At 67.9% G+C, this 24729-nt stretch carries 22 protein-coding genes and 2 tRNA genes; 18 read left to right on the plus strand and 6 right to left on the minus strand.

From position 1 onward, the window contains the following. The first annotated feature begins 166 nt into the window (after positions 1-166). Entirely contained in the window at positions 167-1156 is a 990-nt protein-coding gene (locus ACZ4TR_RS36620) for a beta-ketoacyl-ACP synthase III (RefSeq protein ID WP_465292633.1), read from the plus strand. Here the strand turns inward: ACZ4TR_RS36620 and ACZ4TR_RS36625 are convergent. After that, entirely contained in the window at positions 1144-2643 is a 1500-nt protein-coding gene (locus ACZ4TR_RS36625; protein ID WP_465292634.1) for an adenylate/guanylate cyclase domain-containing protein, read from the minus strand. The genes ACZ4TR_RS36620 and ACZ4TR_RS36625 overlap by 13 nt on opposite strands. 151 nt (positions 2644-2794) lie before the next feature. On the opposite strand from ACZ4TR_RS36625, the gene ACZ4TR_RS36630 reads away from it, so the two are divergent. After that, positions 2795-3268 carry an FBP domain-containing protein gene (locus tag ACZ4TR_RS36630; RefSeq protein ID WP_465293094.1) on the plus strand — a complete coding sequence of 158 codons (474 nt, stop codon included), beginning with the start codon at positions 2795-2797 and terminating at the stop codon, positions 3266-3268. On the opposite strand, the gene ACZ4TR_RS36635 is transcribed toward ACZ4TR_RS36630, so the two are convergent. Together ACZ4TR_RS36635 and ACZ4TR_RS36640 are read right to left on the minus strand one after the other, a co-directional pair. Continuing rightward, positions 3265-4077: a class I SAM-dependent methyltransferase gene (locus tag ACZ4TR_RS36635; protein ID WP_465292636.1), complete on the minus strand. Its 813-nt coding sequence runs from the start codon at positions 4075-4077 to the stop codon at positions 3265-3267. The genes ACZ4TR_RS36630 and ACZ4TR_RS36635 overlap by 4 nt on opposite strands. Further along, positions 4077-4760, minus strand: a complete 684-nt coding sequence (locus ACZ4TR_RS36640; RefSeq protein WP_465292638.1) for a FadR/GntR family transcriptional regulator — start codon at positions 4758-4760, stop codon at positions 4077-4079. The genes ACZ4TR_RS36635 and ACZ4TR_RS36640 overlap by 1 nt, the downstream gene beginning before the upstream one ends. A 55-nt stretch (positions 4761-4815) precedes the next feature. On the opposite strand from ACZ4TR_RS36640, the gene ACZ4TR_RS36645 reads away from it, so the two are divergent. After that, positions 4816-5169 (plus strand): VOC family protein, encoded by a 354-nt coding sequence (locus ACZ4TR_RS36645; RefSeq protein WP_465292640.1) that lies wholly within the window; start codon positions 4816-4818, stop codon positions 5167-5169. Between the two features lie 69 nt (positions 5170-5238). Further along, positions 5239-6012 carry a sulfite exporter TauE/SafE family protein gene (locus tag ACZ4TR_RS36650; RefSeq protein WP_364528333.1) on the plus strand — a complete coding sequence of 258 codons (774 nt, stop codon included), beginning with the start codon at positions 5239-5241 and terminating at the stop codon, positions 6010-6012. Here ACZ4TR_RS36650 and hisC read toward each other — a convergent pair. Next, positions 6002-7057, minus strand: a complete 1056-nt coding sequence (gene hisC / locus ACZ4TR_RS36655; RefSeq protein ID WP_465292642.1) for a histidinol-phosphate transaminase — start codon at positions 7055-7057, stop codon at positions 6002-6004. The genes ACZ4TR_RS36650 and hisC overlap by 11 nt on opposite strands. Before the next feature lie 146 nt (positions 7058-7203). Here hisC and ACZ4TR_RS36660 point away from each other — a divergent pair, with 146 nt between their 5' ends. From ACZ4TR_RS36660 to ACZ4TR_RS36700, 9 genes are all read left to right on the plus strand, one after another. Continuing rightward, positions 7204-7833 (plus strand): dienelactone hydrolase family protein, encoded by a 630-nt coding sequence (locus ACZ4TR_RS36660; protein ID WP_465292644.1) that lies wholly within the window; start codon positions 7204-7206, stop codon positions 7831-7833. 19 nt (positions 7834-7852) lie between these two features. Further along, positions 7853-9832 (plus strand): acetoacetate--CoA ligase, encoded by a 1980-nt coding sequence (locus ACZ4TR_RS36665; RefSeq protein WP_465292646.1) that lies wholly within the window; start codon positions 7853-7855, stop codon positions 9830-9832. Between the two features lie 37 nt (positions 9833-9869). Continuing rightward, positions 9870-11585 carry a phosphatidylglycerol lysyltransferase domain-containing protein gene (locus ACZ4TR_RS36670; RefSeq protein ID WP_465292648.1) on the plus strand — a complete coding sequence of 572 codons (1716 nt, stop codon included), beginning with the start codon at positions 9870-9872 and terminating at the stop codon, positions 11583-11585. Positions 11586-11650: 65 nt separating this feature from the next. Beyond that, positions 11651-11740: transfer RNA gene (locus ACZ4TR_RS36675), tRNA-Ser, on the plus strand. Between the two features lie 46 nt (positions 11741-11786). Then, positions 11787-11860: transfer RNA gene (locus tag ACZ4TR_RS36680), tRNA-Arg, on the plus strand. Positions 11861-12002: 142 nt separating this feature from the next. Further along, a complete protein-coding gene (locus tag ACZ4TR_RS36685; RefSeq protein ID WP_465292649.1) occupies positions 12003-13397 on the plus strand; it encodes a hypothetical protein in 1395 nt (464 codons plus the stop codon). Between the two features lie 20 nt (positions 13398-13417). Next, on the plus strand, positions 13418-13918 hold the full coding sequence (locus ACZ4TR_RS36690; protein WP_465292651.1) for a hypothetical protein: 501 nt from the start codon (positions 13418-13420) through the stop codon (positions 13916-13918). Positions 13919-14154: 236 nt separating this feature from the next. Then, on the plus strand, positions 14155-15777 hold the full coding sequence (locus ACZ4TR_RS36695) for a glycosyl hydrolase family 18 protein (protein ID WP_465292653.1): 1623 nt from the start codon (positions 14155-14157) through the stop codon (positions 15775-15777). 56 nt (positions 15778-15833) lie between these two features. Beyond that, positions 15834-17126, plus strand: a complete 1293-nt coding sequence (locus ACZ4TR_RS36700; RefSeq protein WP_465293096.1) for a cellulose binding domain-containing protein — start codon at positions 15834-15836, stop codon at positions 17124-17126. A 62-nt stretch (positions 17127-17188) separates the two neighbouring features. Here the strand turns inward: ACZ4TR_RS36700 and ACZ4TR_RS36705 are convergent, their stop codons facing one another. Beyond that, entirely contained in the window at positions 17189-18517 is a 1329-nt protein-coding gene (locus ACZ4TR_RS36705) for an aspartate aminotransferase family protein (protein ID WP_465292655.1), read from the minus strand. Between the two features lie 87 nt (positions 18518-18604). Here ACZ4TR_RS36705 and ACZ4TR_RS36710 point away from each other — a divergent pair, with 87 nt between their 5' ends. From ACZ4TR_RS36710 to ACZ4TR_RS36720, 3 genes are all read left to right on the plus strand, one after another. Beyond that, positions 18605-19537, plus strand: a complete 933-nt coding sequence (locus ACZ4TR_RS36710) for a LysR family transcriptional regulator (protein ID WP_465292657.1) — start codon at positions 18605-18607, stop codon at positions 19535-19537. A 348-nt stretch (positions 19538-19885) separates the two neighbouring features. Then, positions 19886-20209 (plus strand): hypothetical protein, encoded by a 324-nt coding sequence (locus ACZ4TR_RS36715; RefSeq protein ID WP_465292659.1) that lies wholly within the window; start codon positions 19886-19888, stop codon positions 20207-20209. Positions 20210-20240: 31 nt separating this feature from the next. Further along, complete coding sequence (locus ACZ4TR_RS36720; protein ID WP_465292661.1) at positions 20241-21236, plus strand: NaeI family type II restriction endonuclease; 996 nt, start codon at positions 20241-20243, stop codon at positions 21234-21236. A 54-nt stretch (positions 21237-21290) separates the two neighbouring features. On the opposite strand, the gene ACZ4TR_RS36725 is transcribed toward ACZ4TR_RS36720, so the two are convergent. Continuing rightward, on the minus strand, positions 21291-22547 hold the full coding sequence (locus tag ACZ4TR_RS36725) for a DNA cytosine methyltransferase (RefSeq protein WP_465292662.1): 1257 nt from the start codon (positions 22545-22547) through the stop codon (positions 21291-21293). Between the two features lie 103 nt (positions 22548-22650). On the opposite strand from ACZ4TR_RS36725, the gene ACZ4TR_RS36730 reads away from it, so the two are divergent. Both ACZ4TR_RS36730 and ACZ4TR_RS36735 read left to right on the plus strand, forming a co-directional pair. Continuing rightward, entirely contained in the window at positions 22651-23151 is a 501-nt protein-coding gene (locus tag ACZ4TR_RS36730) for a very short patch repair endonuclease (RefSeq protein ID WP_465293098.1), read from the plus strand. A gap of 385 nt (positions 23152-23536) precedes the next feature. Next, entirely contained in the window at positions 23537-24718 is a 1182-nt protein-coding gene (locus ACZ4TR_RS36735) for a DUF262 domain-containing protein (protein ID WP_465292663.1), read from the plus strand. The last annotated feature ends 11 nt before the right edge of the window (positions 24719-24729 follow it).

Below are 24729 nucleotides of genomic sequence, written 5' to 3' on the forward strand. Positions count from 1 at the left end.
CGCGCTCACTCTTGGGTGACGTCGCTCACTACTCCGTCCGAGGGGAAAGTGAAACAACTTTTTCAGTGACCTGGAACACAACTGACCGGTCTACCAGGGGGTAGCGCATAGAAGTGGAAGACCAGCCGGTCTGCCCGCCAACCCGCCGGCGTGGGGAGGCTTTCCCGTGCCCGCACCTGCCGCCGTGCTGACCGGAATCGGTTCGTGCTTGCCGACGACAGTCCTGGGCAACGACGAGATCGCCGCCCGGCTCGACACCACCGACGAGTGGATCCGGACCCGCACCGGCATCCGGGAGCGCCGCGTCGCCGGACCCGACGAGTCCACTGTGGACCTCGCGGTCGGTGCGGGGCGCGAAGCCCTCGCGGGTGGCTCCGCCGACGTCGTCGTCCTCGCCACGTCGACCCCCGACCAGCCCTGCCCGGCCAGCGCACCGCAGGTCGCCGCCCGGCTCGGGCTCGGCACGGCCGCGGCCTTCGACGTCAACGCCGTCTGCAGCGGGTTCGTCTACGCGCTGGCCACCGCCGCGGGGTTCCTCGCGGGCGGCCTCGCCGAGCGCGTGCTCGTGATCGGCGCCGACACCTTCACCACGCTGATCGACCCCGACGACCGCACGACCGTCCCGATCTTCGGCGACGGCGCGGGCGCGGTCCTGCTGCGCGCGGGTGAGCCCGGCGAGCCCGGCGCGTTCGGGCCGTTCGACCTGCACAGCGAGGGCGAGTTCGCCGACCTGCTGTGGGTCGAAGCCGGCGGCGCGCGGCGGCGGCTGTCCGACCAGCCGAGCGACCGCTTCCTCGCGATGCAGGGCACCGCGGTGTTCCGGCACGCGTGCGCGCGGATGGCGGAGTCGTCGCGGACCGTGCTGGAACGCGCGGGCTGGATGGTCGGCGACGTCGACCGCTTCGTCGGCCACCAGGCGAACATCCGGATCCTCCAGGCGACGGCGAAGCAGCTCGGCATGCCGGCCGACGCCGTCGTCGCCAACATCGACCGCGTCGGCAACACCAGCGCCGCGTCCATCCCGCTCGCCCTGGCCGACGCCCACGCCGACGGCACCCTCGTCGCCGGGCACCGCGTGCTGCTCAGCGCGTTCGGTGCGGGTTTGACCTGGGGTTCGACGGTGCTGACCTGGCCGGAGCTGGGTCAGCCGTCCTGAGGATCCGGGCCGGCTGTCCAGGTCGGCGTCGGTTCCTGGCGGCCGCGCAGCTCCAGCTCGCCGTGCTTCTCCCAGTGCGCGCGTTCGCTCGGCAGCGCCGCCGAGACGACGGCGTCGCTCGCGAGGATCCGTGACGGCACCGCCTTGGCCAGCTCGGTCAGCCGCGCGGCCTCGTTGACGGCGTCGCCGATCACGGTGTACTCGAGCCGGCTGCTGGTGCCGAGCTGCCCGGCGAACACCGGGCCGCTCGAGACGCCGATGCCGAGGTCGAGCTCGCCGTTCGCGCACACGGCGTCCCGGATCGCGCGGGCGGCGGCCAGCGCGGCCGTCGGCGCGTCCGCGAGCCGCGTCGGGGCGCCGAAGATGCACAACGCGGCGTCACCCTGGAACTTGTTGACCAGGCCGCCGCGCGCGCCGACCGCCGAGACGACCGCGGCGAACAGCCGGTTCAGCTTCTCGACGAGCTCCTCCGGCGGCGTGCGGTAGGCGAGTGCGGTCGAGTCGACGACGTCGACGAACAACGCCGTGACCTCGCGGACGTCGCCGGACAGCGACGCGCCGAACTCCAGCGCGTGCCGGGCGACGTCGGCGCCGACGTGGCGGCCGAAGAGGTCCCGCATCCGCGCCTGCTCGCGCAGGCCCGCGGCGAGCTGGTTCACCGACGTCTGGAGCAGGCCGATCTCGCTGGAGTCGTCGACGTCGACTGCGACGTCGTTGTCGCCGTGCGCGATCCGGTCGAGGGCGACGCGCAGCCGGTGCAGCGGCGCCGCGACGGCCCGGGCCAGCAGGGCGGTGCCGATCGCGCCGACGCCGAGCCCGATCACCGACAGCATGATCAGGCTGGCGGTGGGGTTGCCGGAGCCGAGGTCCGGCGGCGTCGCGACGAGCAGGACGCCGACGAACGGGACGCCGCTGGCCAGCGCCCAGGTGACGACGAGCCGGGTGAGCACGGTGACCGGCAGCGACCCGCGCGGCGGCAGGACGCCCAGCGCGATCGTCATGACCGGCCGCGCCACCCACTCGGCGGCGAGGTACGTGAGCCCCACGGTGGTGAGGCCACCGAGCCCGATGACGGTGGCCATGCCGACGGCGTCGCCGCCCGAGCCGAGCACGCCGGCCAGCACGCTGAGGACGGCGGTGCCGATCAGCCAGAGGGTGCCGCTGACCACGGCCATGTCGACGGGCAGCCGCAGCGCGCGTTTCGCTTCGCTTTCCGACGGCGGCCGGCCGAGCACGAACCAGATCGCGGTGCGCCGCTGCAGCCACGCCGTCCACAGGGTCCCGGCGAGCAGTGAGACGGCGACGATCCCGGCCGCGGTGAGCCCGAGGATCCAGCCGCGGTCGCCGACGTCGCCCGGCAGGCCCTGCAGCAGCAGGAGCAGTGCGACGACCGCGGACCCGGCGACGCTGGAGCCGAGGCCGAGCCCGGCGAAGCCCAGGCTGGTGCGCAACACCACCCGGAAGTTCTTCACGGCGATCTTGCGCACGGCGTCGATCGTACGGCCGAAAATGCGTGGCCACCGACGGTGGCCGGTGGTTAGCGTGCGGATCATGGAGCCACTTACCGTCTTTTCCGGGGGGTCCGGGTGGCGGAGCCCCCGGCCCGGGCGAAGCCCGGCTCGATACAGCCAGGACGAGATCCGGGCCTCGTTCGTCAACTGCACCCGCGGTGAGGCCAAGGGCGTGACGCTGCCCGCCCGGCCCGAAGAGATCCCGTGGGAACGGCGCGAGTTCCTCGGCTGGCGCGACCCGAAGGCGCCGGGGCGCGCCTACCTCGTGCTGCCGTACGGCGGCGAGCTGATCGGGCTCGCCCTGCGCGCGGCCGCGCCGCCGAAGTCCCGCCTGCGCAGCAACATCTGCGGCTTCTGCACCACGACCCACGGGCTCGCCGACATCACGCTGTTCTCCGGCAAGCGCGCCGGGAAGGCCGGCCGGGAGGGCAACACGCTCGGCGCCTACGCATGCGGGAACCTGGCCTGCTGCCAGTACGTCCGCGGCGAGCTGAAGTCCGACGTGCCCCAGCCGTACGAGACGCTCACGCTGGAAGAACGCCTCGCGCGGATGGAGGAGAGGCTGCACAAGTTCGTCGCGCGGGTGCTGGAGTCGCGTTAGAAGCGGTACCGCACGATCCGTGCCATCCGGGCCAGTGACGGGAAGTACTTCAGCATCCGCAGCTGGAACCGGGTGAACGGCCGCAGCCGGGCCAGCACCTCGGGCGTTGACCAGTGTGCGGCGTCCAAAGAGGACACCAGGTCGAGACCGTGGCGCTCCAGCTCGTGCGGGTCGTCGATGCCCCAGCGCAGGGTCGCGCCCGAGCGCCGGACCGGGGTGTTGAGCTTCTGCGTCTTGATGCCGAGCTTGCTGAAGACGTCGCAGATCAGCTCGCCCGACGGGAACTTCGCGACCAGCCGGCGGACGAGCTCGGTGCCGTCCTCCGGCGTCAGGTACATGGTCAGGCCTTCGGCGACGATCAGCGCCGGGCGGTCCGACGGCACCTGGTCGAGCCACCCGAAATCGGTCACCGACGTGCCGATGTTCGTGTGGTTCGGTGCGGGCGCGTAGAGCTTCTCGCGCAGCTCGACGACCTCGGGGTAGTCGACGTCGTACCAGTGGACGGTCGCCGGCGGCGCGAGGCGCTGGAAGCGCGTGTCCATGCCGCAGCCGAGGTGCAGCACGATCGCGTCCGGGTGCTTCGCGAGGTAGCCGGCGGCCCACTCGTCGATCGGCTTCGCGCGCAGCACGACGCTGGCCGCGCTGTCGCGGGTGATGCCGAGCTTGGCGAAGTCGTAGTCGATCTGCCGGACGGCTTCGTCGGCGGCGTGGTCGCCGAGCACCGGGTCGGCTTCGCGGCTGTCGAGCGCGCGGCCGTAGAGAGTGGCCAGCATGGTGGCCTTTTCTTCGGTGAAGTGCACCTTCTCCATCAGCGTTCCTCCGCGGCGTAGTCGTGCGCGTAGGTCTTGGCGTCGACCAGGTGCTTGAGGGTCAGTTCGCGGGCCGCGGCCGGGTCGGACCGGCGGATGGCGTCGAGGATGGCCCGGTGGTCGTCGACGGCCTTGCGGATCTGGCCGGGCAGCCGCAGCGCGGCCCGCCGCTCCTCGCCGACCAGGGCGAGCACCGACCGCAGCAGCCCGGCGACGTCGTCGTTGCCCGCGTTCTGCGCGATCACCCGGTGGAACTCGGCGTCGGCGGCGATGACGTGCAGCATGTCGCCCTCTTCGGCGGCCCGCGCCATCTCGGCGACGTTGTCCTCGAGGTGGCTCACGGTCTTCGCGCTCGCCTGCCGGGCCAGCCGTTCGGCGAGGGTCGGCTCGACGGTCGCGCGCAGGTCGAAGAGCTTCTCGACGAGCTGGTCGTGCTCGGTGAACCAGCTGCGCAGCGGCTGTTCCCGCTGCTCACGGACGTAGGTGCCCGAGCCGGCGCGGATCCGGACGTAGCCGATGGAGTCGAGCACGCGCAGCGCCTGCCGCAGCGACCCGCGGCTGATGCCGAGGTCCTCGCACAGGACGCGTTCGGCGGGCAGCCGGGAGCCCGGCGGCAGCTTCCCGGAGTCGATCAGCGACCGCAGCCGGTCGACGGTCGCGCTCCAGACCTGCTCGTTGTCCACGGCACCCATCCTCTCAGCTCCGGAAACCGTCGGTGGTCGCTGTCATGATCACGCCATGACCGCACGGTTCAAGGACCTCGCCCTCGACGCGAACGACCACCAGGCCCTGGCCGACTGGTGGTGCCGCGCCATGGGCTACGTCCGGCGCGACTCGCTCACCGGTGACACGCGGCCGGACGACTGGCCCGTCCCGATCGTCGACCCGGACGGCAACGGGCCGCTGATCTGGATCAACCCGGTCCCGGAGAAGAAGACGGTCAAGAACCGCATGCACCTGGACGTCTTCGGTGACAAGACCGAGCTGCTGGAACTGGGCGCGACGCTGCTCCGCGAACGTGGCGGCGACGTCGAATGGGAGGTGATGGCGGACCCGGAGGGCAACGAGTTCTGCGTCTTCACGCCGCGGTGACTGTCTGCCCAGACACATCTGCGTCGCGGGACCGGCTCACGATGCTTAGGCTCCGCACGTGAGTGCTTCATGACGTGGTGGCACGCGGTGATCGTCGTGGTCGCCGGGATCTGGGCCGGCACCATCAACGCCGTCGTCGGGTCGGGGACTCTGGTCACCTTCCCCGTTCTCGTCGCGCTGGGTTATCCGCCGGTGACGGCGACGACGTCCAACGCGATCGGGCTGGCGCCCGGGACCCTCAGCGGTGCCTGGGGTTACCGGCACGAGCTCAAGGGCTACTGGCGGCAGACCGCCCAGTTCGCCGTCGCTTCCTTCTTCGGCGCCATCGGTGGGACCATCCTGCTGCTTTCGCTGCCGAAGGACGCTTTCGAAGCCGTCGTCCCGGTGCTCGTCGGGCTCGCCGTGATCCTCGTGATCGTGCAGCCGCGCGTCTCGAAGTGGGTCGCGAAGCGCCGCGAAGGCAACGGCGAAGAGCACAAAGCCGGCCCGCTGCTGATGTTCTTCATCTTCCTCATCGGCATCTACGGCGGGTACTTCACCGCCGCGCAGGGCGTGATGCTGATGGCCGTCATGGGGATGCTGCTGTCCGAGCCGCTGCAGAAGCTCAACGGCGTCAAGAACGTCCTCGCCGCCGTCGTCAACGTCGTCGCCGGGGTGATCTACGCGTTCGTCGCGCCGATCAGCTGGCCCGTCGTGCTCTGGCTGGCCGTCGGGTCGACCGCCGGCGGCTTCCTCGGCGCGAAGATCGGCCGGAAGCTGCCGCCGGCGGTGCTGCGCGGCGTGATCGTCGTGATCGGCGTCGCCGCCGTGATCCAGCTGGTGGTCAAGCAGTTCAGCGGGTGAATTCCCGCGCCGCAGCCAGGAAGAGGTCGTTCTCCTCGCGGGTCCCGATGGTCACGCGCACGCCGTCGCCGGCGAACGGGCGCACCACCAGCTTGCGGTCCAGCGCGTGCTCCGCGAACGGCACCGCGTCGTCACCCAGCGGCAGCCAGACGAAGTTCGCCTGCGTCTCGGGCACCTGGTAGCCGGCCGCGAGCAGCTCGTCGCGCACCCGGCCGCGCTCGGCGACGATCTCCTGGCAGCGGGCCAGCAGCTCGTCCGCCGCGTCGAGCGACGCGAGCGCCGCGACCTGGGCCAGCATGTTGACCGAGAACGCGACGTACACCTGGCGAAGCGCGTCGGCGATCGGCTCCGGCGCGACGGCGTAGCCCACGCGAAGGCCCGCGAGGCCGTACGCCTTCGAGAACGTGCGCAGCACCATGACGTTCGGGCGCGTCCGCGTGTACTCGACGCCGTCGGGCACCTCGGGGTCGGTGACGAACTCCTTGTACGCCTCGTCCAGCACCACCAGCACGTGCTCGGGGACCGCGTCGAGGAACCGCTCCAGCTCCGCGCGCCGCACCGCCGTGCCGGTCGGGTTGTTGGGGTTGCAGACGAAGACCACGCGCGTCCGGTCGGTGATCGCCGCGAGCATCGCGTCGAGGTCGAGCTCCTGGCCCTCGGTGATCGGGACCTTCACCGACACGGCGTTCGCCACCTGCGTGACGATCGGGTACGCCTCGAACGAGCGCCAGGCGAAGATGACCTCGTCGCCGGGCGCGCAGACCGCCTGGATCGTCTGCTGGCACAGCGAGACCGAGCCGCAGCCGATCGCGACGTGCTCGACCGGCACGTCCAGGTCGCGTGCCAGCCGCTCGCGCAGGGCCTGCGAGCCGGTGTCCGGGTAGCGGTTGATGCCCGCCGCGGCCTCGGCGATCGCCTGCGCGACGCTCGGCAGCGCACCGCCGGGGACCTCGTTGCTCGCCAGCTTGATGGCGCCTTCGATCGTCCGGCCGGGAACGTATTTCGGCAACGATTCGAGATCGGCACGCGGGGACACGGACGGCATCTTCGGCGCTCCTGGAATTCGACGGGACGACCCGGCCACCGTATCTTTTCCGTGCGCCGCCCCCGCGACTCCCTTCAGGCGGTATGTGACCGGGAGAGCTGCCAAACTGGGTTCCCGCCGTTCACCTCGAAGTGATTGAGTGACGTATGACGTCGACCAGCACCGTGGACTACCAGCGCACCGACGGCCGAGCCCTGCGCCTGACCTTCTCGGAACCCGAAGGCGCGCTACGCGGTGGTTTGGTGGTCCTGCACGAGGCGGACGGGGTCACCGACGGCGTCAAGATGCTGCTCGCGAGCCTCGCTCTCGAAGGCTGGCTGACCGTCACCCCGCACCTCGAAAACGCGGAGCTGACGCAGCAGGACCTGCTCGACGCGACGGACATCACACTCGCCTGGCTCGTCGACCGCGGTGTCCAGGCCGACCTGCTCGGCGTCATGGGCTTCGACCTGGGTGGCACCGCCGCGCTCGTCGTCGCCTCGCACCGCCGGCTGGGGGCCGCCGTCAGCGTCGGCGGGCAGCAGTCCGCCGAACTGCCCGCGCTGGTCGAGATCGCCGGGAAGCTCACCAGCCCGTGGCTCGGCATGTACGGCGACGCCGGCGACGAGGCGGGCGGCGCCGAGGTCGAGCGCCTGCGCGATGCCGCGGCATCGGCGAAGGTCGCCACGAACGTCGTCCACTACCCGGGCGCGAACCACCGCTTCGACGCCGACCCGGGCGCGGCCGCGGAGGCTTGGCAGCGGACGCTCAGCTGGTTCGACGCCCACCTGCGCTGATCGGGATTACGCTCGTGCCGTGACGCACACCGCCGACGCCCCCGAAGTGCTCTGGCGCCCTGAGCCGAGCCACGTTGCCGACACCAAGATCGAAGCCTTCCGCCAGTGGCTGCGCGCCGAACGCGGCGTCGAGGTGGACGACTACCGCTCGCTCTGGGAGTTCTCGGTCGACCGCGGTCCGGAGTTCTGGACGGCGGTCGCGGACTTCCTCGGCGTCCGCTGGCACGACCAGCCGGGCGAGGTGCTCTCGGGCGAGATGCCGAACGCCGTCTGGTTCGAGGGCGGCACGCTGAACTACGCCGAGCACGCGCTCACCCCCGGTGTCGCGGGCGCCGCGAAGGGCGACGACGAGACGGCGGTGATCTTCCACCGCGAAGACGGCTTCGCGGACCACCTGACGTACGGCGAGCTTCGCGCGAAGGTCGGCGCGGCCCGGGCGGCGCTGCTCGAACTCGGCGTCGGCAAGGGCGACCGCGTCGTCGCGCTGGCCCCGAACTGCCCGCAGACGCTGGTCGCGTTCCTCGCCGCGGCGAGCATCGGGGCGATCTGGTCGTCGTGCTCGCCGGACTTCGGTGTCCGCGCGGTCGCGGACCGCTTCGTGCAGATCGAGCCGAAGGTGCTCTTCGCGGTCAACGCCTACGCGTACAACGGCCGCCAGTTCGACATCCGGACGACGGTCGCCGACCTCCAGGCGAAGCTGCCGTCGCTGGCCGCGACCGTGCTCGTCCAGTACGTCGGCGAAGGACGGATGGACGGCGCGCTCGACTGGGCCGAACTGCTCGCGAAGCACGAGGGCGCGCCGCTGCTGTTCGAGCCGGTCGAGTTCGCGCACCCGCTGTGGGTGCTCTACTCCTCCGGCACCACCGGCCTGCCGAAGGGCATCGTGCACGGCCACGGCGGCATCACGCTGGAGCACCTCAAGGCCCTCGCGCTGCAGACGGGCCTCGGGCCGGGTGACCGGTTCTTCTGGTTCAGCACCACCGGCTGGATGATGTGGAACTTCCTCATCTCCGGCCTGCTGGTCGGCACGACGATCGTGCTCTACGACGGCAGCCCGGGCCATCCGGACCTCAACGCGCTCTGGCACCTGGCCGAGCAGCACCGCGTGACGTACTTCGGGACGTCGGCGCCGTTCATCCAGAGCTGCCTGAAGGCCGGCGTCAAGCCCGCCGAGCGCTACGACCTGACGGCGTTGCGCGCGCTCGGCTCAACCGGGGCGCCGCTGAGCGTCGAGGGTTTCCGGTGGATCGTGAACGAGGTCGGGAAGAAGGTGCAGATCTGCTCGGTCTCCGGCGGCACCGACCTGTGCGCGGCCTTCGTCGCGTCGGCGCCCGACGTGCCGGTGTGGCTGGGGGAGCTGTCCTGCCCGGCGCTGGGCGCCGCGGTCAACGCGTTCGACGAGGCCGGCAACGCCGTCGTCGAGGAGGTCGGCGAGCTGGTCATCACGAAGCCGATGCCGTCGATGCCGGTGTTCTTCTGGAACGACCCCGACGGCTCGCGCCTGCGTGAGGCCTACTTCGAGATGTACCCGGGACTGTGGCGCCACGGCGACTGGATCCGGGTCACCGGCCGCGGCTCGGCGGTGATCTACGGCCGCAGCGACTCGACGCTCAACCGCGGCGGCGTCCGGATGGGCACGGCGGAGTTCTACCGGGTCGTCGAGGGCTACGACGAGGTCGCGGATTCCCTGGTCGTGGACACCTCGGCCGCCGGGAACGAGGACGGGCAGCTGATCTGCTTCCTGGTGCTCGCCGACGGTGCCGCGCTCGAAGACGTCGAGCCCCGGCTGAAGAAGGAGCTCCGTAGCGCGCTGTCACCGCGGCATGTACCCGATCGGTTCGTCGTGGTCCAGGAGATTCCTCGTACCTTGAACGGTAAGAAGTGTGAGGTACCGGTGAAGAAGATCCTCGCCGGAGTGGCTCCCGACCGGGCCGTCAGCCGCGACGCGCTGGCGAACCCGGCGGCGTTGACGCCGTTCGTGGAGCTCGCCGGCGGGTAGATGGGGGAAGCATGATCGTTCACCACGGGTTGTACAGGTGGTGACGGGGACACGCGCGCAGACCACCTGGCGGGTGGCGGGAGCCACCACGGTGGGGGTGATCACCTGGGTGACCCGGCTGGCGGGACTGATGACACTCGTGTCGGTCCTCGTGCCCGCCGGGCGCCGGAACCTGCGCGGGCACCTGTCGGAATGGCTGGAGCTGCCGCAGGAGGCGACGGTCGCGGCGGCGACCGTCGCGCTGGTCACGGGCGTGCTGCTCGTGCTGCTGGCCGCGGGCCTGCGACGCCGCAAGCGCCGGGCCTGGCAGCTGGCGATCGGCGCGACGGTGCTGCTCACGGTGTCGCACATCGGGCTCCGGCACGTCTTCGGCGCCGGGCTGGTTTCGGTCGTGCTGCTGGTGGGCCTGATCGCGAGCCGGCGCTACTTCGTCGCGAAGCCGGACCCGGTGGTCGGCCGCTGGCGCGCGGTGCGCGTGTTCCTGCAGCTGGCGCTGGCCGGGTTCGTGATCAACGTCATCCTGCTGTCGGTGGCTTCGCGGGCGGTCCTGGAGCCGATGAGCTTCCCGGACCGGCTGGCGGAGTCCGCGCTCGCGCTGGTCGGTGCGAGCGGGCCCGCCGTGTTCCACCAGATGTGGCTGGAGGACCTGACCGCGGCCGTCGGCCTGCTGTTCGGGCTCGCCGCGGTCCTGGTTTCGGCGTACTTCCTGCTGCGCTCGGCCGAGCCGGCGCCCCGGCTGTCCGACGAAGAGGTCGCGCGCCTGCGCAAGCTGCTGGACGAGCACGGCGGGCGGGACTCGCTCGGCTACTTCGCGCTGCGGCGGGACAAGTTCGCGGTGTTCTCGCGGACAGGCAAGGCCGCGGTGACCTACCGCGTGATCGCCGGGGTGGCGCTGTGCTCGGCCGACCCGCTCGGCGACCACGAGGCGTGGCCGGGCGCGATCGAGGAGTACCTGGAAGTCTGCCGCCGCAACGGCTGGGTGCCGGCGGCGATGGGCGTTTCGGAGCTCGGCGCGACGGTCTGGGCCCGCTTCGGCCTGGAGGTCCTGGAGATCGGCGACGAAGCGGTCGTCGACGTCGACGGGTTCACCTTGGACGGACGCGTCATGCGCGGCGTCCGCCAGGCCGCGGCCCGCACGAAGCGCGCGGGCTACAAGGTGCTGGTGCGCCGGACGGAAGACCTGCGTCCCGGTGAACTGGCCGAACTGGAGACGCTGGCGGCGAACTGGCGCGGCACGGACACCGAGCGCGGCTTCTCGATGGCGCTGGGTCGCATGGGCGACCCGGGCTCGGTGCTGGTGACGGCCGAGCAGGGCGGGCGGGTGCGCGGCGTGCTCCAGTTCGTGCCGTGGGGCTCGACGGGTCTTTCCCTGGACGTCATGCGCCGCGACCGAGGGGCCGACAACGGCGTCAACGAGCTGATGATTTCGGAGCTCCTGCTGACGGCGGGGCGGCACGGCGTCGAGCAGGTGTCCCTGAACTTCGCGGCGTTCCGGGCGTTGATGGAACAGGGCCAGCGCATCGGCGCCGGCCCGGTGGCCAAGACGGCGGCGAAGGTGCTCCATTTCTTTTCGCGCTGGATCCAGATCGAGACGCTGTACAAGTTCAACGCGAAGTTCCAGCCACGCTGGGTGCCGCGTTATCTGGTCTACCCGGGAGTGCGCGAACTGCCCCGCGTCGGCATCGCGACGTTCGAGGCGGAAGGCCTCGGCGGACGCTCTCCGCGCCTGCTCAGACTGCTGCAGCGAGCGTGAGGGGGGTGCTGTCGGAGGGTGATCGGGGGGTGTGTAACCTATCTGAGCAGTGGTCGTTGGGCCCAGGAGGCTTCGCCTAGTCTGGTCTATGGCGCCGCACTGCTAATGCGGTTGGGGGTAACCCCCCCTCCCGGGTTCAAATCCCGGAGCCTCCGCTGGTGCCCGGTTCGCCGGGTGCTAGGTTAGAGAACAACTGAACACGCGCCCGTAGCTCAGCTGGATAGAGCATCTGACTACGGATCAGAAGGTCAGGGGTTCGAATCCCTTCGGGCGCACGTCTGGTTGAGACAGCACTGGAGCCCCCTCGCAAGAGGGGGCTCCTTTGTGTTGTATTACCGCTGTGTTGTATTACCGCTAAGCCGTTTGGCCCCTTCGCGCGTGATCACCGTGACCTGTACCGGCGCGGAGGGAATGGCGATGGCGTACGCGGACGAGGTGGACGAGCTCGTCGAGAAGATCATCGACCGGGCGATCGAGTTCTACATGTACGCCCACGGCTGGCAGCTCAACTTCCGCGGCAACTACGAGCGGGAGTTGGGCGGCGAAGGCGTTCAGATCACGCCGCCGGGCAAGCCGGAACGTACGTCGGGTGGCCAGGTCCTCGGGTTCGGTGTTCCCTTCGTCGACGGCTTCGAGTACGGGTCCGGCGCCGACGCGGGCACGCTCGTCTACCGCCACTTCGAGAACACCGTCCGGGACATGTTCCGGCCGTGGCGGAACCTCCCGGACCCCGAGAGCTTCGAGTCGTACGTCGAGCAGCTCCGCGAAGCCGCCTGGACCGTCTCCATGACCAGCGAGGGCAACACGGTCAGCGGCGTCGGCAACCCCGCGCTCGAGGCCGTCGCCTTCCTGCAGAAGAAGATCGGCGGGGACGACATGAACGGGGCGATGATCCTCGCCTTCGACCAGAACTTCTGCACCCCGTTGCCGGCGGTGATCCACGGCCAGTACGCCGTCGCGCTGCTCGCCGGGGCGACGCTCTGTGCCGAGCAGGAGATCTGGCGCAAGGCGCGGGAAGACGTCCTCACCATCGCCCGGCGCACCCTCGAAGCGGTGGAAGACCGTGGCCGGCACGTCGTCAACGACGGCCTCGCCATCGTCACCGCCGTGTTCACCATCGCCGCGTTGTTCCCCACCCCGATCCAACCGGTCCTGGCCGGTGTCGCCACGGCGCTCCCCGCGCTGGGAACGCTGCTCAACGCGGGCAGCACGCCGAACAAGACCGAGGTCGAGTTCGCCGGCAGTACGCCGGACGAGGTGATCGGGACGGCCGCGGCGGCGCTCAAGACGCTGACGGACAAGATCCGCGACGCCGAGGCGCACCTCGAGCGGCTGATCACCGACGCGATGGAAACGGTGACCAGTCATCCCAGCTCCTTCGCCATGCCGAAACCGAAGCTGCTCGAGCAAACCGACCTCGGCGGGCTGAAGGTCGACCTCGGCGACCTCAACTTCCTCGCCGTCGAGACGCTGCCTCAGATCGCGCGCCAGTTCTACGTGGCGTCGGACTCGCTCAACGGGGGCGCCGGGTGCGTCCACGAGTGGGGGCGGCCGGCCGGGATCAACGTCTCCGACTCGCCGGACGGACCCCGCGCGGCGTGGGCCGCGCTCGTGTCGGTGGCCGAAGACCTCGTGCTCGACCTCGCGTGGGAGATCAAGGAGAGCGCGACCCATCTCGAAATCGCGTCTCACCGGATCGGCCAGACCGAAGCCGAGGTCGAAGCGGAACTGCGCCGGCACGGCGCGAAGCTCCACGGGAGCGGGCACGACCCGATCGGCAGCGCCACCGAGTGGCTGAACGAAAACCGCTGAGGACAAGGAGAAACGCGGGAATGAAGCGCATCATCATCTCGAGCCTGGTCGTGCTGTTCGGGATCGTCGCGATCGCCGGTGGGTTCAGCAAACTCGGCGACTCGACCGTCCGCTGCGGCGGGCGGCTCATGCAGGCCGGCGACGAATGCGTCAGCACCTCCACGACGGGTTCGGAGACCGGCCGCAAGTCGGTCGACGAGCAGCGGAGCTCCGACAAGGCCGGGACTTGGGCCGCGATGGGGGGCGGGGTGCTCATCGTCGTCTTCGGGACCAAGAGCCTGGTGACCGGGATCCGGAACCGGCGGAAGAAGCCCGGGGCGGGGACGCCGGTCGGGAGCCCGCCGCAGCAGGCCGGGTTCCAGCCGCAGCAGGCCGCGTGGAACCAGCAGCCACCGTCGTGGAACCAGCAGGCGGGGAACCAGCCGTCCGCGTGGAACCAGGCGCCGCCGGTGCCCGGGCAGCCGATGCCACCGGGGTACCCGCCCCAGCAGCCGGGCTGGGGACCGCCTCCGCAACGCTGACCCGAACCGCCCGCAGCCGAGCCCGGAACACTCCGGGCTCGGCTGCTTTGCGTAACTGGACTGGACCAGTGAACACGCCAACGTCTCAGCTGGTCACCTGCTGTTCGGCACTCTCCGTGGTTGTGCTTCCCTAATTGGTCTGGACCACGTAACGTCTTCGCAAACGGCGCAAAATCACCACCCTGGTCCCCGCCTGGTGGCCGCGCCGTCCCCTGCACCTGGCTCAAGGGAGAGCGATGTCCAGAAAGAGATGGCACCTCCTCGGTCTGTTCACCGCGGTCGGCGCGATCGCGGTCGGTCTCGTCACCGTGCCGGCGAGCGCCGCCGGCGGCGTGGGCGCCGGCTTCAGCAAGGGCTCCGACTGGGGCACCGGCTACGAAGGCAAGTACACGATCACCAACGGCTCCGGCTCGACGCTGGCCGCCTGGACGGTCGAGTTCGACCTCCCGTCCGGCGCGAAGATCGCCTCCCTCTGGGACGGCAGCTACACCACGGCCGGTCAGCACGTCACCGTCAAGAACAGCTGGAACGGCAACGTCGGCAACGGCTCGACCGCGAGCTTCGGCTTCAACGTCAGCTACTCCGGCACCTACTCGGCGCCCGCCAACTGCCGGCTGAACGGCGGTTCCTGCGACGCCGGCGGCGGCACCCCGACCACCACGCCGACGACCCCGACGCAGCCGACCACCACCCCGACGACGCCGACCACGCCCCCGACGACCACCACGCCGCCGCAGACCGGCGGCCTGAAGAACGTCGGCTACTTCGTGCAGTGGGGCGTCTACGGCCGCAATTACCACGTCAAGAACATCGAGACCTCCGGCTCGGCGAGCAAGCTGACGCACATCAACTACGCGTTCGGCAACGTGAAGAACGGCCAGTGCACGGCGAACGACGACCCGTACGCCGACTACCAGAAGACCTACGACGCCGCGGGCAGCGTCGACGGTGTCGCCGACACCTGGGACCAGCCGGTGGCCGGCAACTTCAACCAGCTGCGGAAGCTGAAGAAGCTGCACCCCGGGCTCAAGGTGATCTGGTCGTTCGGCGGCTGGACCTACTCCGGCGGCTTCGGGCAGGCGTCGCAGAACGCCGCCGCGTTCGCGCAGTCCTGCTACAACCTGCTCAAGGACCCGCGCTGGGCGGACATCTGGGACGGCATCGACATCGACTGGGAGTACCCCAACTCGTGCGGCCTCTCCTGTGACACCAGCGGCGCCGCGGCCTACAAGAACCTGATGGGCGCGCTGCGGGCGAAGTTCGGCTCGTCGTTCCTGATCACCTCGGCGATCACCGCCGACGGCAGCAACGGCGGCAAGCTCGACGTCGCCGACTACGGTGGCGCGGCGCAGTACGTCGACTGGTACAACGTCATGACCTACGACTACTTCGGCGCCTGGGCGGCGCAGGGCCCGACGGCTCCGCACTCGCCGCTGACCAACTTCAGCGGCATCCCGACGCCGGGCTTCTACTCCGACGCGGCGATCCAGAAGCTGAAGAGCAAGGGCGTCCCGTCGAGCAAGCTGCTGCTGGGCATCGGGTTCTACGGCCGCGGCTGGACCGGCGTCACGCAGGCGACCCCGGGCGGCACGGCGACCGGTCCCGCGCCGGGCACGTACGAGCAGGGCATCGAGGACTACAAGGTCCTCAAGAACACCTGCCCGTCGACCGGCACGTTCGCCGGCACCGCGTACGCGAAGTGCGGCAGCAACTGGTGGAGCTACGACACCCCGGCGACCATCGGCGGGAAGATGTCCTACGCCAAGCAGCAGGGTCTCGGCGGCGCCTTCTTCTGGGAGCTGACCGGCGACACCACGGGCGGCGAGCTCATCACCGCGATGAAGAACGGCCTGTCGTGAGCCGCCGGTGGTTGCCCGCGCTCGGGCTGGCGGCCGCGGCCGCCACGATCGGCGCGATGTTCGTGATCGCGCCGGCGAACGCGGCGGGCGGCGTGTCCGCGACCTTCTCGAAGGGCTCCGACTGGGGCACCGGGTACGAGGGCAAGTACACGATCGCCAACGGATCCGGGTCCACCCTGGCGAGCTGGACCGTCGAGTTCGACCTGCCGAGCGGGGCGAAGATCTCTTCGCTCTGGGACGGCAGCTACACCGCGTCCGGCCAGCACGTCACGGTGAAGAACTCGTGGAACGGCAACGTCGGCAACGGCTCGAGCGCCAGCTTCGGCTTCAACGTGGCGTACTCCGGTTCGTACGTCGCGCCGTCGAACTGCAAGCTGAACGGGGGTTCGTGCTCCGCTGGGGGCACGCCCCCCACGACGACCACACCGCCGCCTACGACGACGACCCCGCCGACCACGACCACACCGCCCCCGCCGGGTGGCCGCGGCGCGCCGTACCTCTACATGGGCTGGGGCAGCCCGCCGAACCCGCAGACGGTGATGAACGCGACCGGCGTCAAGTGGTTCACCATGGCGTTCATCAACGCCTCCGGTGGCTGCAACCCGGCGTGGGACAGCAGCCGTCCCCTGCAGGGGAGCGCGGACGCCACGGCGATCGCGCAGATCAAGGCGGCGGGCGGCCAGGTCGTCCCGTCGTTCGGTGGCTGGAGCGGGAACAAGCTGGGCCCGAACTGCTCGACTCCGGCCGCGCTGGCCGGCGCGTACCAGCAGGTGATCAACGCGTACGGGCTGAAGGCGATCGACATCGACATCGAGAACTCCGACGAGTTCGAGAACGAGGCCGTGCAGGACCGGATCCTGGGCGCGCTGAAGATCGTCAAGCAGAACAACCCGGGCGTGCAGACGATCCTGACGTTCGGCACGTCGACGACCGGCCCGAACTACTACGGCAACCGGCTCATCGACCAGTCGAAGGCCCTGGGCGCCAACGTGGACGTGTACACGATCATGCCGTTCGACTTCGGTGGCGGCGCGAACATGTACAGCAGCACGGTGAGCGCGGCGAACGGCTTGCGTGACAAGCTGAAGTCGACGTTCGGCTGGAACGACGCCACGGCGTACAGCCACCTGGGCATCTCGGGCATGAACGGCCTGTCCGACCAGCAGGAGCTGACCGACCTGTCGACCTGGACCCAGATCACGAACTGGGCCAAGACGAACAAGCTCGGCAGGCTGGCGTTCTGGTCGGTCAACCGGGATCGTGGGTGTCCTGGCGGTGGCGTGCAGTCGACCTGCAGCGGCATCGCCCAGAACGACTGGGACTTCACCAAGGTGACGGCGGGTTTCTGACGTCGTCGTGAAGGAAGGCCTCCTTGCCGGCTCCCCGGGCCGGCAAGGAGGCCCTTCCGTTTTCAGAGCGCCTTGACGGCGTCCCCGATGGCTTCGTCCAGGATCGACAGGCCCAGCGAAATCTCCTCTTCGGACGCCGTCAGCGGCGGCGCGATGCGGAACACCCCGCCCATGCCGGGCAGCTGCACGATGTTCATGTGCAGCCCGAGCTCGAGGCAGCGCGCCGTGACGCGCGCGCCGAGCTCGTCCGAGCTGCGCTTGGTTTCCCGGTCGACGACCAGTTCCAGCCCGGCCAGCAGGCCGCGGCCGCGGATGTCGCCGACGACCTCGTGCCGGTGGGCGATCTGCTGCAGGCCGTGCCTCAGCAGGCCACCGAGCTGAAGCGCGCGCTCGTCGAGGCGGTCGCGGGTCAGGACGTCCAGGACGGTGTTGCCGACGGCCGCCGGCAGCGGGTCCGCGACGTGCGTGGTGAAGAACAGGAACCCGCGGTCGTGCGCCTCCTGCTCGATTTCGGCGCTGGTCAGCACCGCCGCGAGGGGCAGCCCCGCGCCGAGCGTCTTCGACAGCGTCAGGATGTCCGGGACGACGCCGTCGCGCTCGAACGCGTACCAGGTGCCGGTGCGGCAGAGCCCGGTCTGGGCTTCGTCGAGGATCAGCAGCATGCCGCGTTCCCGGCACTTCTCGGCCAGCGCGGCGAAGTAGCCCACCGGCGGTTCGATGATGCCGCCCGAGCTGAGGATCGGCTCGACGATGCACGCGGCAAGGCTGCCGACCGACTGCGCGTCGATCATCTCGAACCCGAAGTCGAGCTGACGCCGCCAGTCGAGGTGACCGTCGGCGTCGGTGAAGTCCGGCCGGTACGCGTTCGGCGCCGGGATGGCGAAGTTGCCGGGCGCGGCGGGCCCGTACCCCTTGCGGCCGGCGCTGTAGGTCGCGCTCGCCGCGGCCTGCGTCATGCCGTGCCACGATCGCGCGAACGAGACGATCTCGTGCTTGCCAGTGACGAGCTTCGCCATGCGGAGCGCGGCCTCGTTGGACTCCGCGCCGGTGGTCAGGAGGAGCGCCTTCTCCAGCGGCGCGGGCAACGTCTCGGCGAGGCGACGCGCGAGGTCGACGACCGGGCGGCTCAGCATGCCGCTGAACAGGTGGTCGAGCTTCGCGGCCTGCCGCCGGACGGTGTCGACGATCTCCGGGTGCGAGTGCCCCAGGATCGCGCTCATCTGGCCGGAGGTGAAGTCGAGGATGCGGCGGCCGTCTTCGGTGAAGACGAAGCTGCCTTCGGCGCGGTCGATGATCTCGCGGGTGAACGCGCCGCCGTAGCGCACCAGGTGCTTGGCGGCGTCGGCCCAGAAGACGTCTGCGGAGGTGGTCTCGGAAGTCGGAGCAGCCATGCCTTCGACGGTAAGTCCGGTCCGAGCGACACGTCCAGCTCACAATTCCGGCTGTCCTGTTCGGATTTTCCGTACAAGAATGGGGCGATGCTGAACCCGTGGCGCCTGCGGCTGCTGAGCCGGCTCGACACGCTGGGCACGGTCCGCGCGGTGGCGCAGGACGCGAACCTGAGCGCGTCGAGCGTGTCGCAGCAGCTGGCCGTGCTGGAAGCGGAAACCCGCACCCAGCTGCTGGAACGCACGGGTCGCCGAGTCCGCCTGACCCCAGCGGGGCTGATGCTGGCGCGGCGCGCGCGAGCGATCCTCGACCACATGGACACGGTCGAGGCGGAGCTGCGCACCCTCGGCGAGGAGCCGGTCGGCCAGGTCCGGCTGGGCGCGTTCCAGAGCGCGATCCACACGATGGCGGTCCCGGCGGTGACCCGGCTCGCGGGCGCGTACCCGCACCTGGAGGTCGAGCTGCTGGAGCTGGAGCCGCACGAGAGCATCCCGGCCCTGCGCGGCGGCGACGCGGACGTGATCATCACGACGACCGACTTCGTCCAGCTGCCGCTCGGCCCGGACCTCGACATCGTCCCGCTGGCCACGGACCCGATCGTGCTGGTGACCCCGCCGGAAGCGCCCCGCGGACCGGCGGTCCTGTCGGCGTACGCGGATTCGCCGTGGGCGCTGGACACCCCGCGGTCGTACATGGCGAACCTGACGCTGAGACTCTGCCGCGAGTCGGGTTTCGAGCCGCGGGTGGTGTGCCGCTTCAGCAACTACCTGATGACGTTGCAGCACGTCGAGGCCGGATTGTCGATCGCGCTGCTGCCGGAGCTGGCGGTGGACCGCCGCTACCGGGTGTCGACGCGCGAGCTGGCAACTCCGGTGACGCGCACGATCGCGGCGGTCGTCCGCAGCGGCACGCCGTTGCGCGCGGGGGTGAACGTGGTCCTGGACGCCCTGCGGCAGCCACCGGACCTCCCGGCCCTGGCCGCGTGGTCCGGGGAAGACGGCGTGGCTGACCGGCGCCTGTAGCTACAGTCCGTATTAAGGTAAATTCGAAGAGTTATATACCGTGTCAGTTCGCTGATTTGCTGGTAGATCTCTATGAGTGCAGGGGAGTCAACCTTCTTATCCATCTGAGGCCTGTGCCCCAGATGGGAGTCTCTGGTGGCAGCTGAAGCTCGCTCCGGGCGGTAATCGGCGTGTCGGTGACGACCAAAAGCTTGCTGCACGGCTTGCGTTCAACTGCCGGCCAGGGACACGACTATGATGCGGCACCTGCGGACTGCTCTTCGCGAGTATGACCGTCCGAATGGGGCAGATCACCTCAGCCGGCGCTTGCGAGTACTCAGGCACCGCGATGGCTGGAAAATCCCGCCAGTGAGAGATGATGGCTCGCTCAGCAACGACGAGTACCGCCTGGATGCCAAGGGCTGGCATCCAGGTTCAGGGAAGCCTCGGCCGAAGCTCGACGCACGCCGCAACGAGACGGTACGAAATGAGCTGTCGAACTCTATAGTACTGCCGGAAATCCTCCCGCCGATCCGGAAGCTGCCGCAGTCTGACAAGCGAACGCTGTTGAGCTGGCTTTGTGCCGGTGAGCAAAGCCGAGGCGATCTGGATTTGCTTTATTCGAACGCGTGCTGGCTGTCAGCTGCTGAGCGAATGAATATGATCGATAAATTCGAAAGAGGAGCTGGCTAACTCATGGCATGCGCTGGCCACAAGGAGGGGATTGCTGTTGACAAGCAATGAGAGTCGAGAAGGCCTTCTTCTGGTCACCGGGCCACCAACTAGGGGCGATGACGCGGAGCTGGACGCGGTGGAAGACCACCTAGTTCAGCTCGACCCGGCAGGTGCCCGGGTCGGAGCCGTGCTCAGGGACACCTACGACCAGCTTCTCGATGGGCGCCGCAGCGGCCGATGGGATTATCGCGATCTCCGTAAGACTGAAAAAATCCACATGGGCACCCTGGTCGAGATCAATCTTCATCGAGAGTTCGAATTCGATGACGGAGATGCGACTGACTACAGGATCGCCGGAATTGAAGTGGATTGCAAGTTCTCGCAGAGGATCGGCGGCTGGGAAGTTGGACCGGAGCTCATTGGGAAGATCTGCCTGGTGTTGTGGGCAGACGATCTCAAGGGAGAATGGCGCGCAGGTTTGGTCCGGATGACTCGGGATAGGCTTCGAACTGGCACCAATCGAGATGAGAAGAGGACGCTAAATTCGCAGGGTAAGGAAAGCATTCGATGGCTGTGGAAGGGTGCGGGTCAGCTGCCATCCAACGTTCTCTTGCATATGGAATCACGTAAACGCGAGAGGATAATGGGTGCCCGTGCCCGGCGTGGTGACCGTCATGGTCAGGCGCGGCTATTTCAGCTGTGCCGGGAGCTCCATAATCAGGTGATTACGCGAGCGACAGTCGAGACCGTCGGATGGGGTCTCGACGATCCGCTGAAGCGAATGCGGAGCAACGGCGGGGCTCGTGAGGCCCTGCGTAATGAAGGTCTGCTCGTGCTTGGTCATCAAGACAATGACCCTGCGGTCTTGGCGGCCCTTGGGCTGCCGCTGCCGAAGAAGGGTCAGTTTGTCGTTACCCGTGTTGTGCCTGCGGCGCCGGGCGATCGCGCGTCTGCTGAGATCGGGGGCAGGCTGTGGCGTCGTGCTGAGCATTCCGACCCAACGGTGACAGCACCAGTCGTTCCCCGGAAGCGCAGTGCGGTCTGAGTGATCTTTGCCGGTGATCTGGGCGATGCGCCTGGTCCAGATCACCGGCGGTGATCAGCTGATCCTGGCGCGGTTCTTGAGGAACACCTCGTGACGCCCGTGATCGTCTTGGCCGATGAAAGCCTTGAACTCGCCGAGCTCGTATCGAGGTATGTTGTTCTTGACCTCAACCTTTATTTCAAAGTCCGCGCTGAGCATTGTAATGCGCTTCTCTACTTCGCCCAGATCGAGAGGTTCGCCATTGGTGTTCAGAATTCGATCCGCGCGGACCGATCCCTTGGCGTTTTTCAATGCCTTGTAGACGGGGTCGTGTTCAACAGTTTCGCGTGATTCTGGCGTGCCGATATGTTCGAGGGCGGCATAGATAGATTTTCCCACCGCTTCGGCTACCGGCGGAGGGAAGGCATTGCCGATCTGCCGGTAGCGAGACGTCTTCTTCCCTTCGAAGTCCCATTTTCCTTCACCAGGGAAGCCTTGGATCAGGGCGACCATCTCTGTGGTCAGCTTCGGCCCGACGTCGAACTCGTCATCGACGCCAGGTGGTTCGTTAGCCACTCCCAGTGCATCAACCCCGAGCTGCGCCCAAGCGCGCTTTGCCCGTGTAGGGCCAAGGTCTGCTCCGCCGTGCTTCTTCGATCCGCCCACGATGGTCGGAGCGATCTTGTTGGCGCCGGCTGCCCATTCATCAGCGTGCTTCCAATGCCGGGACGCCATGAGGTCTCGCAGTGTCTTGCCGACTGTCGGAGCGTCGTCTTGCGGCTCCGGCCAGTGGAAGTAGGCAGCGTCCTCAGGTTTGAGGGCGACCAGGACGAAGCGGGGACGCAGCTGAGGAACTCCGAAGTCGGAGGCCTGCAGCAGGCGCCACTCCCCGATGTAGCCGTACTCGGCCAGCTCATCCAGCACGTGCTGGCGGTAGCCGGCGAACCTCGGCAAGCTCAGTCCTCGGACATTCTCGAGGAGGACCGCGCGCGGCTTGATGACCTCTATCTGCTTGATTGCCCAGGCGAAGAGATCACGCTCGTCGTTGGCGCCGAGCTGCTTACCTGCGATTGTGAAAGGCGGGCACGGGACGCCGCCGGCCAGGAGGTCGACCTCATCGGCGTAGTGTCTCGGTTCCCATACGCTGGGATCCGCAACATCGCCGATGGCGACTTTGGCGTCGATCCGGAGCTTCTTCTTGAAGTTCTTCTCGAGCGTGTCGGCTGCTGTCGGGTCGAGCTCGATGGCGAGTTTGTGCTCAAAGCCGGCGCGGTGAAGGCCAAGAGCCTGGCCGCCAGCTCCGGCGCAGATCTCGATGACGTTGTACTTCATGTGTGGTGCCTTCCGGGTGGAGCGAGCTCGCGCGCAGTCCTCGTCGGGTATCTTCCCTTACGGACTGGTGGCTCGGCTTGATTGGGTCGTGTGAGTGGTGAGCGTGTCGTCACGTGACAGCGGGGATGCCCGGCAGCGTGCACATGCCAAGGGGCTGTATCCAGCGCCTTCGAGCGAGGGGCGTTCGCGGAACATGCGAGCGAACCGGCGGGCCGACACGAAACCGGAAGTAGCATTGCGTAGCGCGTTGCATCGGCTCGGTTACCGGTACCGCAAGGACCTCCGGCTCGACTTGCCAGATGGGACGCGAGTCCGGCCTGATGTGGTTTTCACGGCCAAGAAGGTCGCTGTCTTCGTCGATGGCTGCTTCTGGCACGTCTGCCCCCGGCATGGTAGGCAGCCGACGTCGAACGAGTGGTACTGGACACCCAAGCTGCGCCGGAACGTTGAGCGTGACCAGAACGCCAATGAAGCCTTGGTGTGCGCAGGCTGGCGTGTTGTGCGCATCTGGGAGCATCTGCCCCTGGAAGAGGCTGTTGCTGCCGTGGCTGCCGCTATCGAACATGTGAGCGACAGTAGCGCGACCGGACGACAAAAGCGGTGACTCGCAGAGTCGATGTCACCGGATCGGATGATGTCCGGAAGTTCCTCAGTGGATGGAGCTGACGGCGGAGCGGGCATGGTGCGGTCGGCGTCCTTATTTGGGTGGACAGGCCTGCTGCCGGGTTCCAGTGAGCCGCGGTGTGGTGAAGCCTTGGGGGACAACGCATAGCCCGACATTCCTCGGGTGGCTGCTTCCCGTGGCTCAGACCTTGCAATCAATTCCTGGCCGGGCCATCGGGTGGGCAGCGGGCCTCGCCGGTGACCTGGCGGTCTAACGAGGTTGTCGACTGGAGATCTGAGCAATGCGCACGCGCGGCTGTCTGCCGAGTTATATTAGCGTATACTGCGCAGGGTTCGTTTCATGAAGTCACGACGGAGGAGATAAATTGTCATCGGATGTCCCTGACGGCCCGTCGGCGCTTGAAACAATTATTGAAGACCCTGAGCAAGACGAGAATGAGATTTCCCTTGGTGCTCCATCGGCTGATGGAGCGTTGCGGTATTTCGGTGTCGACTTCGACGTCGAGGGCCTTGTTCGGCGCTTTGATCGCGGTGAATTGATAATTCCCAGGTTTGAACCAGCCGAGTCGGCGGCGGAAGAGACTGGTTACGAGGCTTTCCAGCGAAATTTCGTTTGGAAAAAGAAGCAGATGGATCGTTTCATCGAATCCGTTCTGCTTGGATATCCGGTTCCTGGTATTTTCTTGGTGGAACTGGAGTCGCGGCAGTACATTGTCCTAGATGGTCAGCAGCGGCTGACTACGCTTCGCGACTTCTTTCGCGGAAAATACTCGACCAGTCGAGGTGAGTCGCCGTTCTTGCTGGAGTACGTTGCAGATGAGGGACCCTTCAAGGGTCGGGGTTACGAGACGCTTGCACCTTCGGATGTGCGACTTCTCAACAATGCTCTGATACAAGCCACGGTCGTGTTGCCTACGGGTGATCAGGGGAAGATGGCGATTTATGCGCTTTTCGAGCGCATTAATAGTGGTGGAACGAAGCTTAATGAGCAGCAGATCAGGGTTGCCATCTACAATGGTCATGTAACTAAAATGATCCGTGACATGAACTATGATCCGAACTGGAGGGCGCTATTCGGCGGTGAGCCGCATCGCGACCTCAAGGATCAGGAATTAATTCTCCGCTACCTTTCCTTGAAGGGGGTTGCCGAGGATCTTGTTGAAGGCGGCGAGGAGACCTACAAGGCGCCACTCGCGACATTTATGACGGACTATTTGGATAAGAATGACCAAGGATTGTCACCGGAAAAACGTGACACGGAAATTCAAGAGTTCTCTGCGGCATGCGAGCTTCTCGTTCGCGTGAAGGGCGCTGGCGCCTTGCGGAGGAATAGGACGGTCAATGCTGCGCGCGTCGATTCGATTCTGGCTGGCCTCACGCTGGCTCTGCGTGAGAATCCAGTGCTCTCTCCTGAGGTGGTCCGGATTGGATTCGATCGTCTTGAGGCAAATTTGATATACCGCGAGAACACCGAGAAAAGTACGTCGCACAGGAGCAGTGTTAATGCTCGTCTGAGGCTGGCAGTGGGCGCCTTTCGGGGGCGATGATGCCAACTAGC

The organism is Amycolatopsis sp. NPDC028719 (assembly GCF_055565395.1).

Bases quoted from the DNA above. Each gene is read 5' to 3' on its own strand.
- ACZ4TR_RS36660 (WP_465292644.1), top strand. From the start codon at position 7,204: ATGACGTCGACCAGCACCGTGGACTACCAGCGCACCGACGGCCGAGCC.
- ACZ4TR_RS36700 (WP_465293096.1), top strand. From the start codon at position 15,834: ATGTTCGTGATCGCGCCGGCGAACGCGGCGGGCGGCGTGTCCGCGACC.
- ACZ4TR_RS36710 (WP_465292657.1), top strand. From the start codon at position 18,605: ATGCTGAACCCGTGGCGCCTGCGGCTGCTGAGCCGGCTCGACACGCTG.
- ACZ4TR_RS36635 (WP_465292636.1), bottom strand. From the start codon at position 4,077: ATGGAGAAGGTGCACTTCACCGAAGAAAAGGCCACCATGCTGGCCACT.
- ACZ4TR_RS36725 (WP_465292662.1), bottom strand. From the start codon at position 22,547: ATGAAGTACAACGTCATCGAGATCTGCGCCGGAGCTGGCGGCCAGGCT.
- ACZ4TR_RS36695 (WP_465292653.1), top strand. From the start codon at position 14,155: ATGTCCAGAAAGAGATGGCACCTCCTCGGTCTGTTCACCGCGGTCGGC.
- ACZ4TR_RS36650 (WP_364528333.1), top strand. From the start codon at position 5,239: ATGACGTGGTGGCACGCGGTGATCGTCGTGGTCGCCGGGATCTGGGCC.
- hisC (WP_465292642.1), bottom strand. From the start codon at position 7,057: ATGCCGTCCGTGTCCCCGCGTGCCGATCTCGAATCGTTGCCGAAATAC.
- ACZ4TR_RS36645 (WP_465292640.1), top strand. From the start codon at position 4,816: ATGACCGCACGGTTCAAGGACCTCGCCCTCGACGCGAACGACCACCAG.
- ACZ4TR_RS36705 (WP_465292655.1), bottom strand. From the start codon at position 18,517: ATGGCTGCTCCGACTTCCGAGACCACCTCCGCAGACGTCTTCTGGGCC.
- ACZ4TR_RS36690 (WP_465292651.1), top strand. From the start codon at position 13,418: ATGAAGCGCATCATCATCTCGAGCCTGGTCGTGCTGTTCGGGATCGTC.
- ACZ4TR_RS36685 (WP_465292649.1), top strand. From the start codon at position 12,003: ATGGCGTACGCGGACGAGGTGGACGAGCTCGTCGAGAAGATCATCGAC.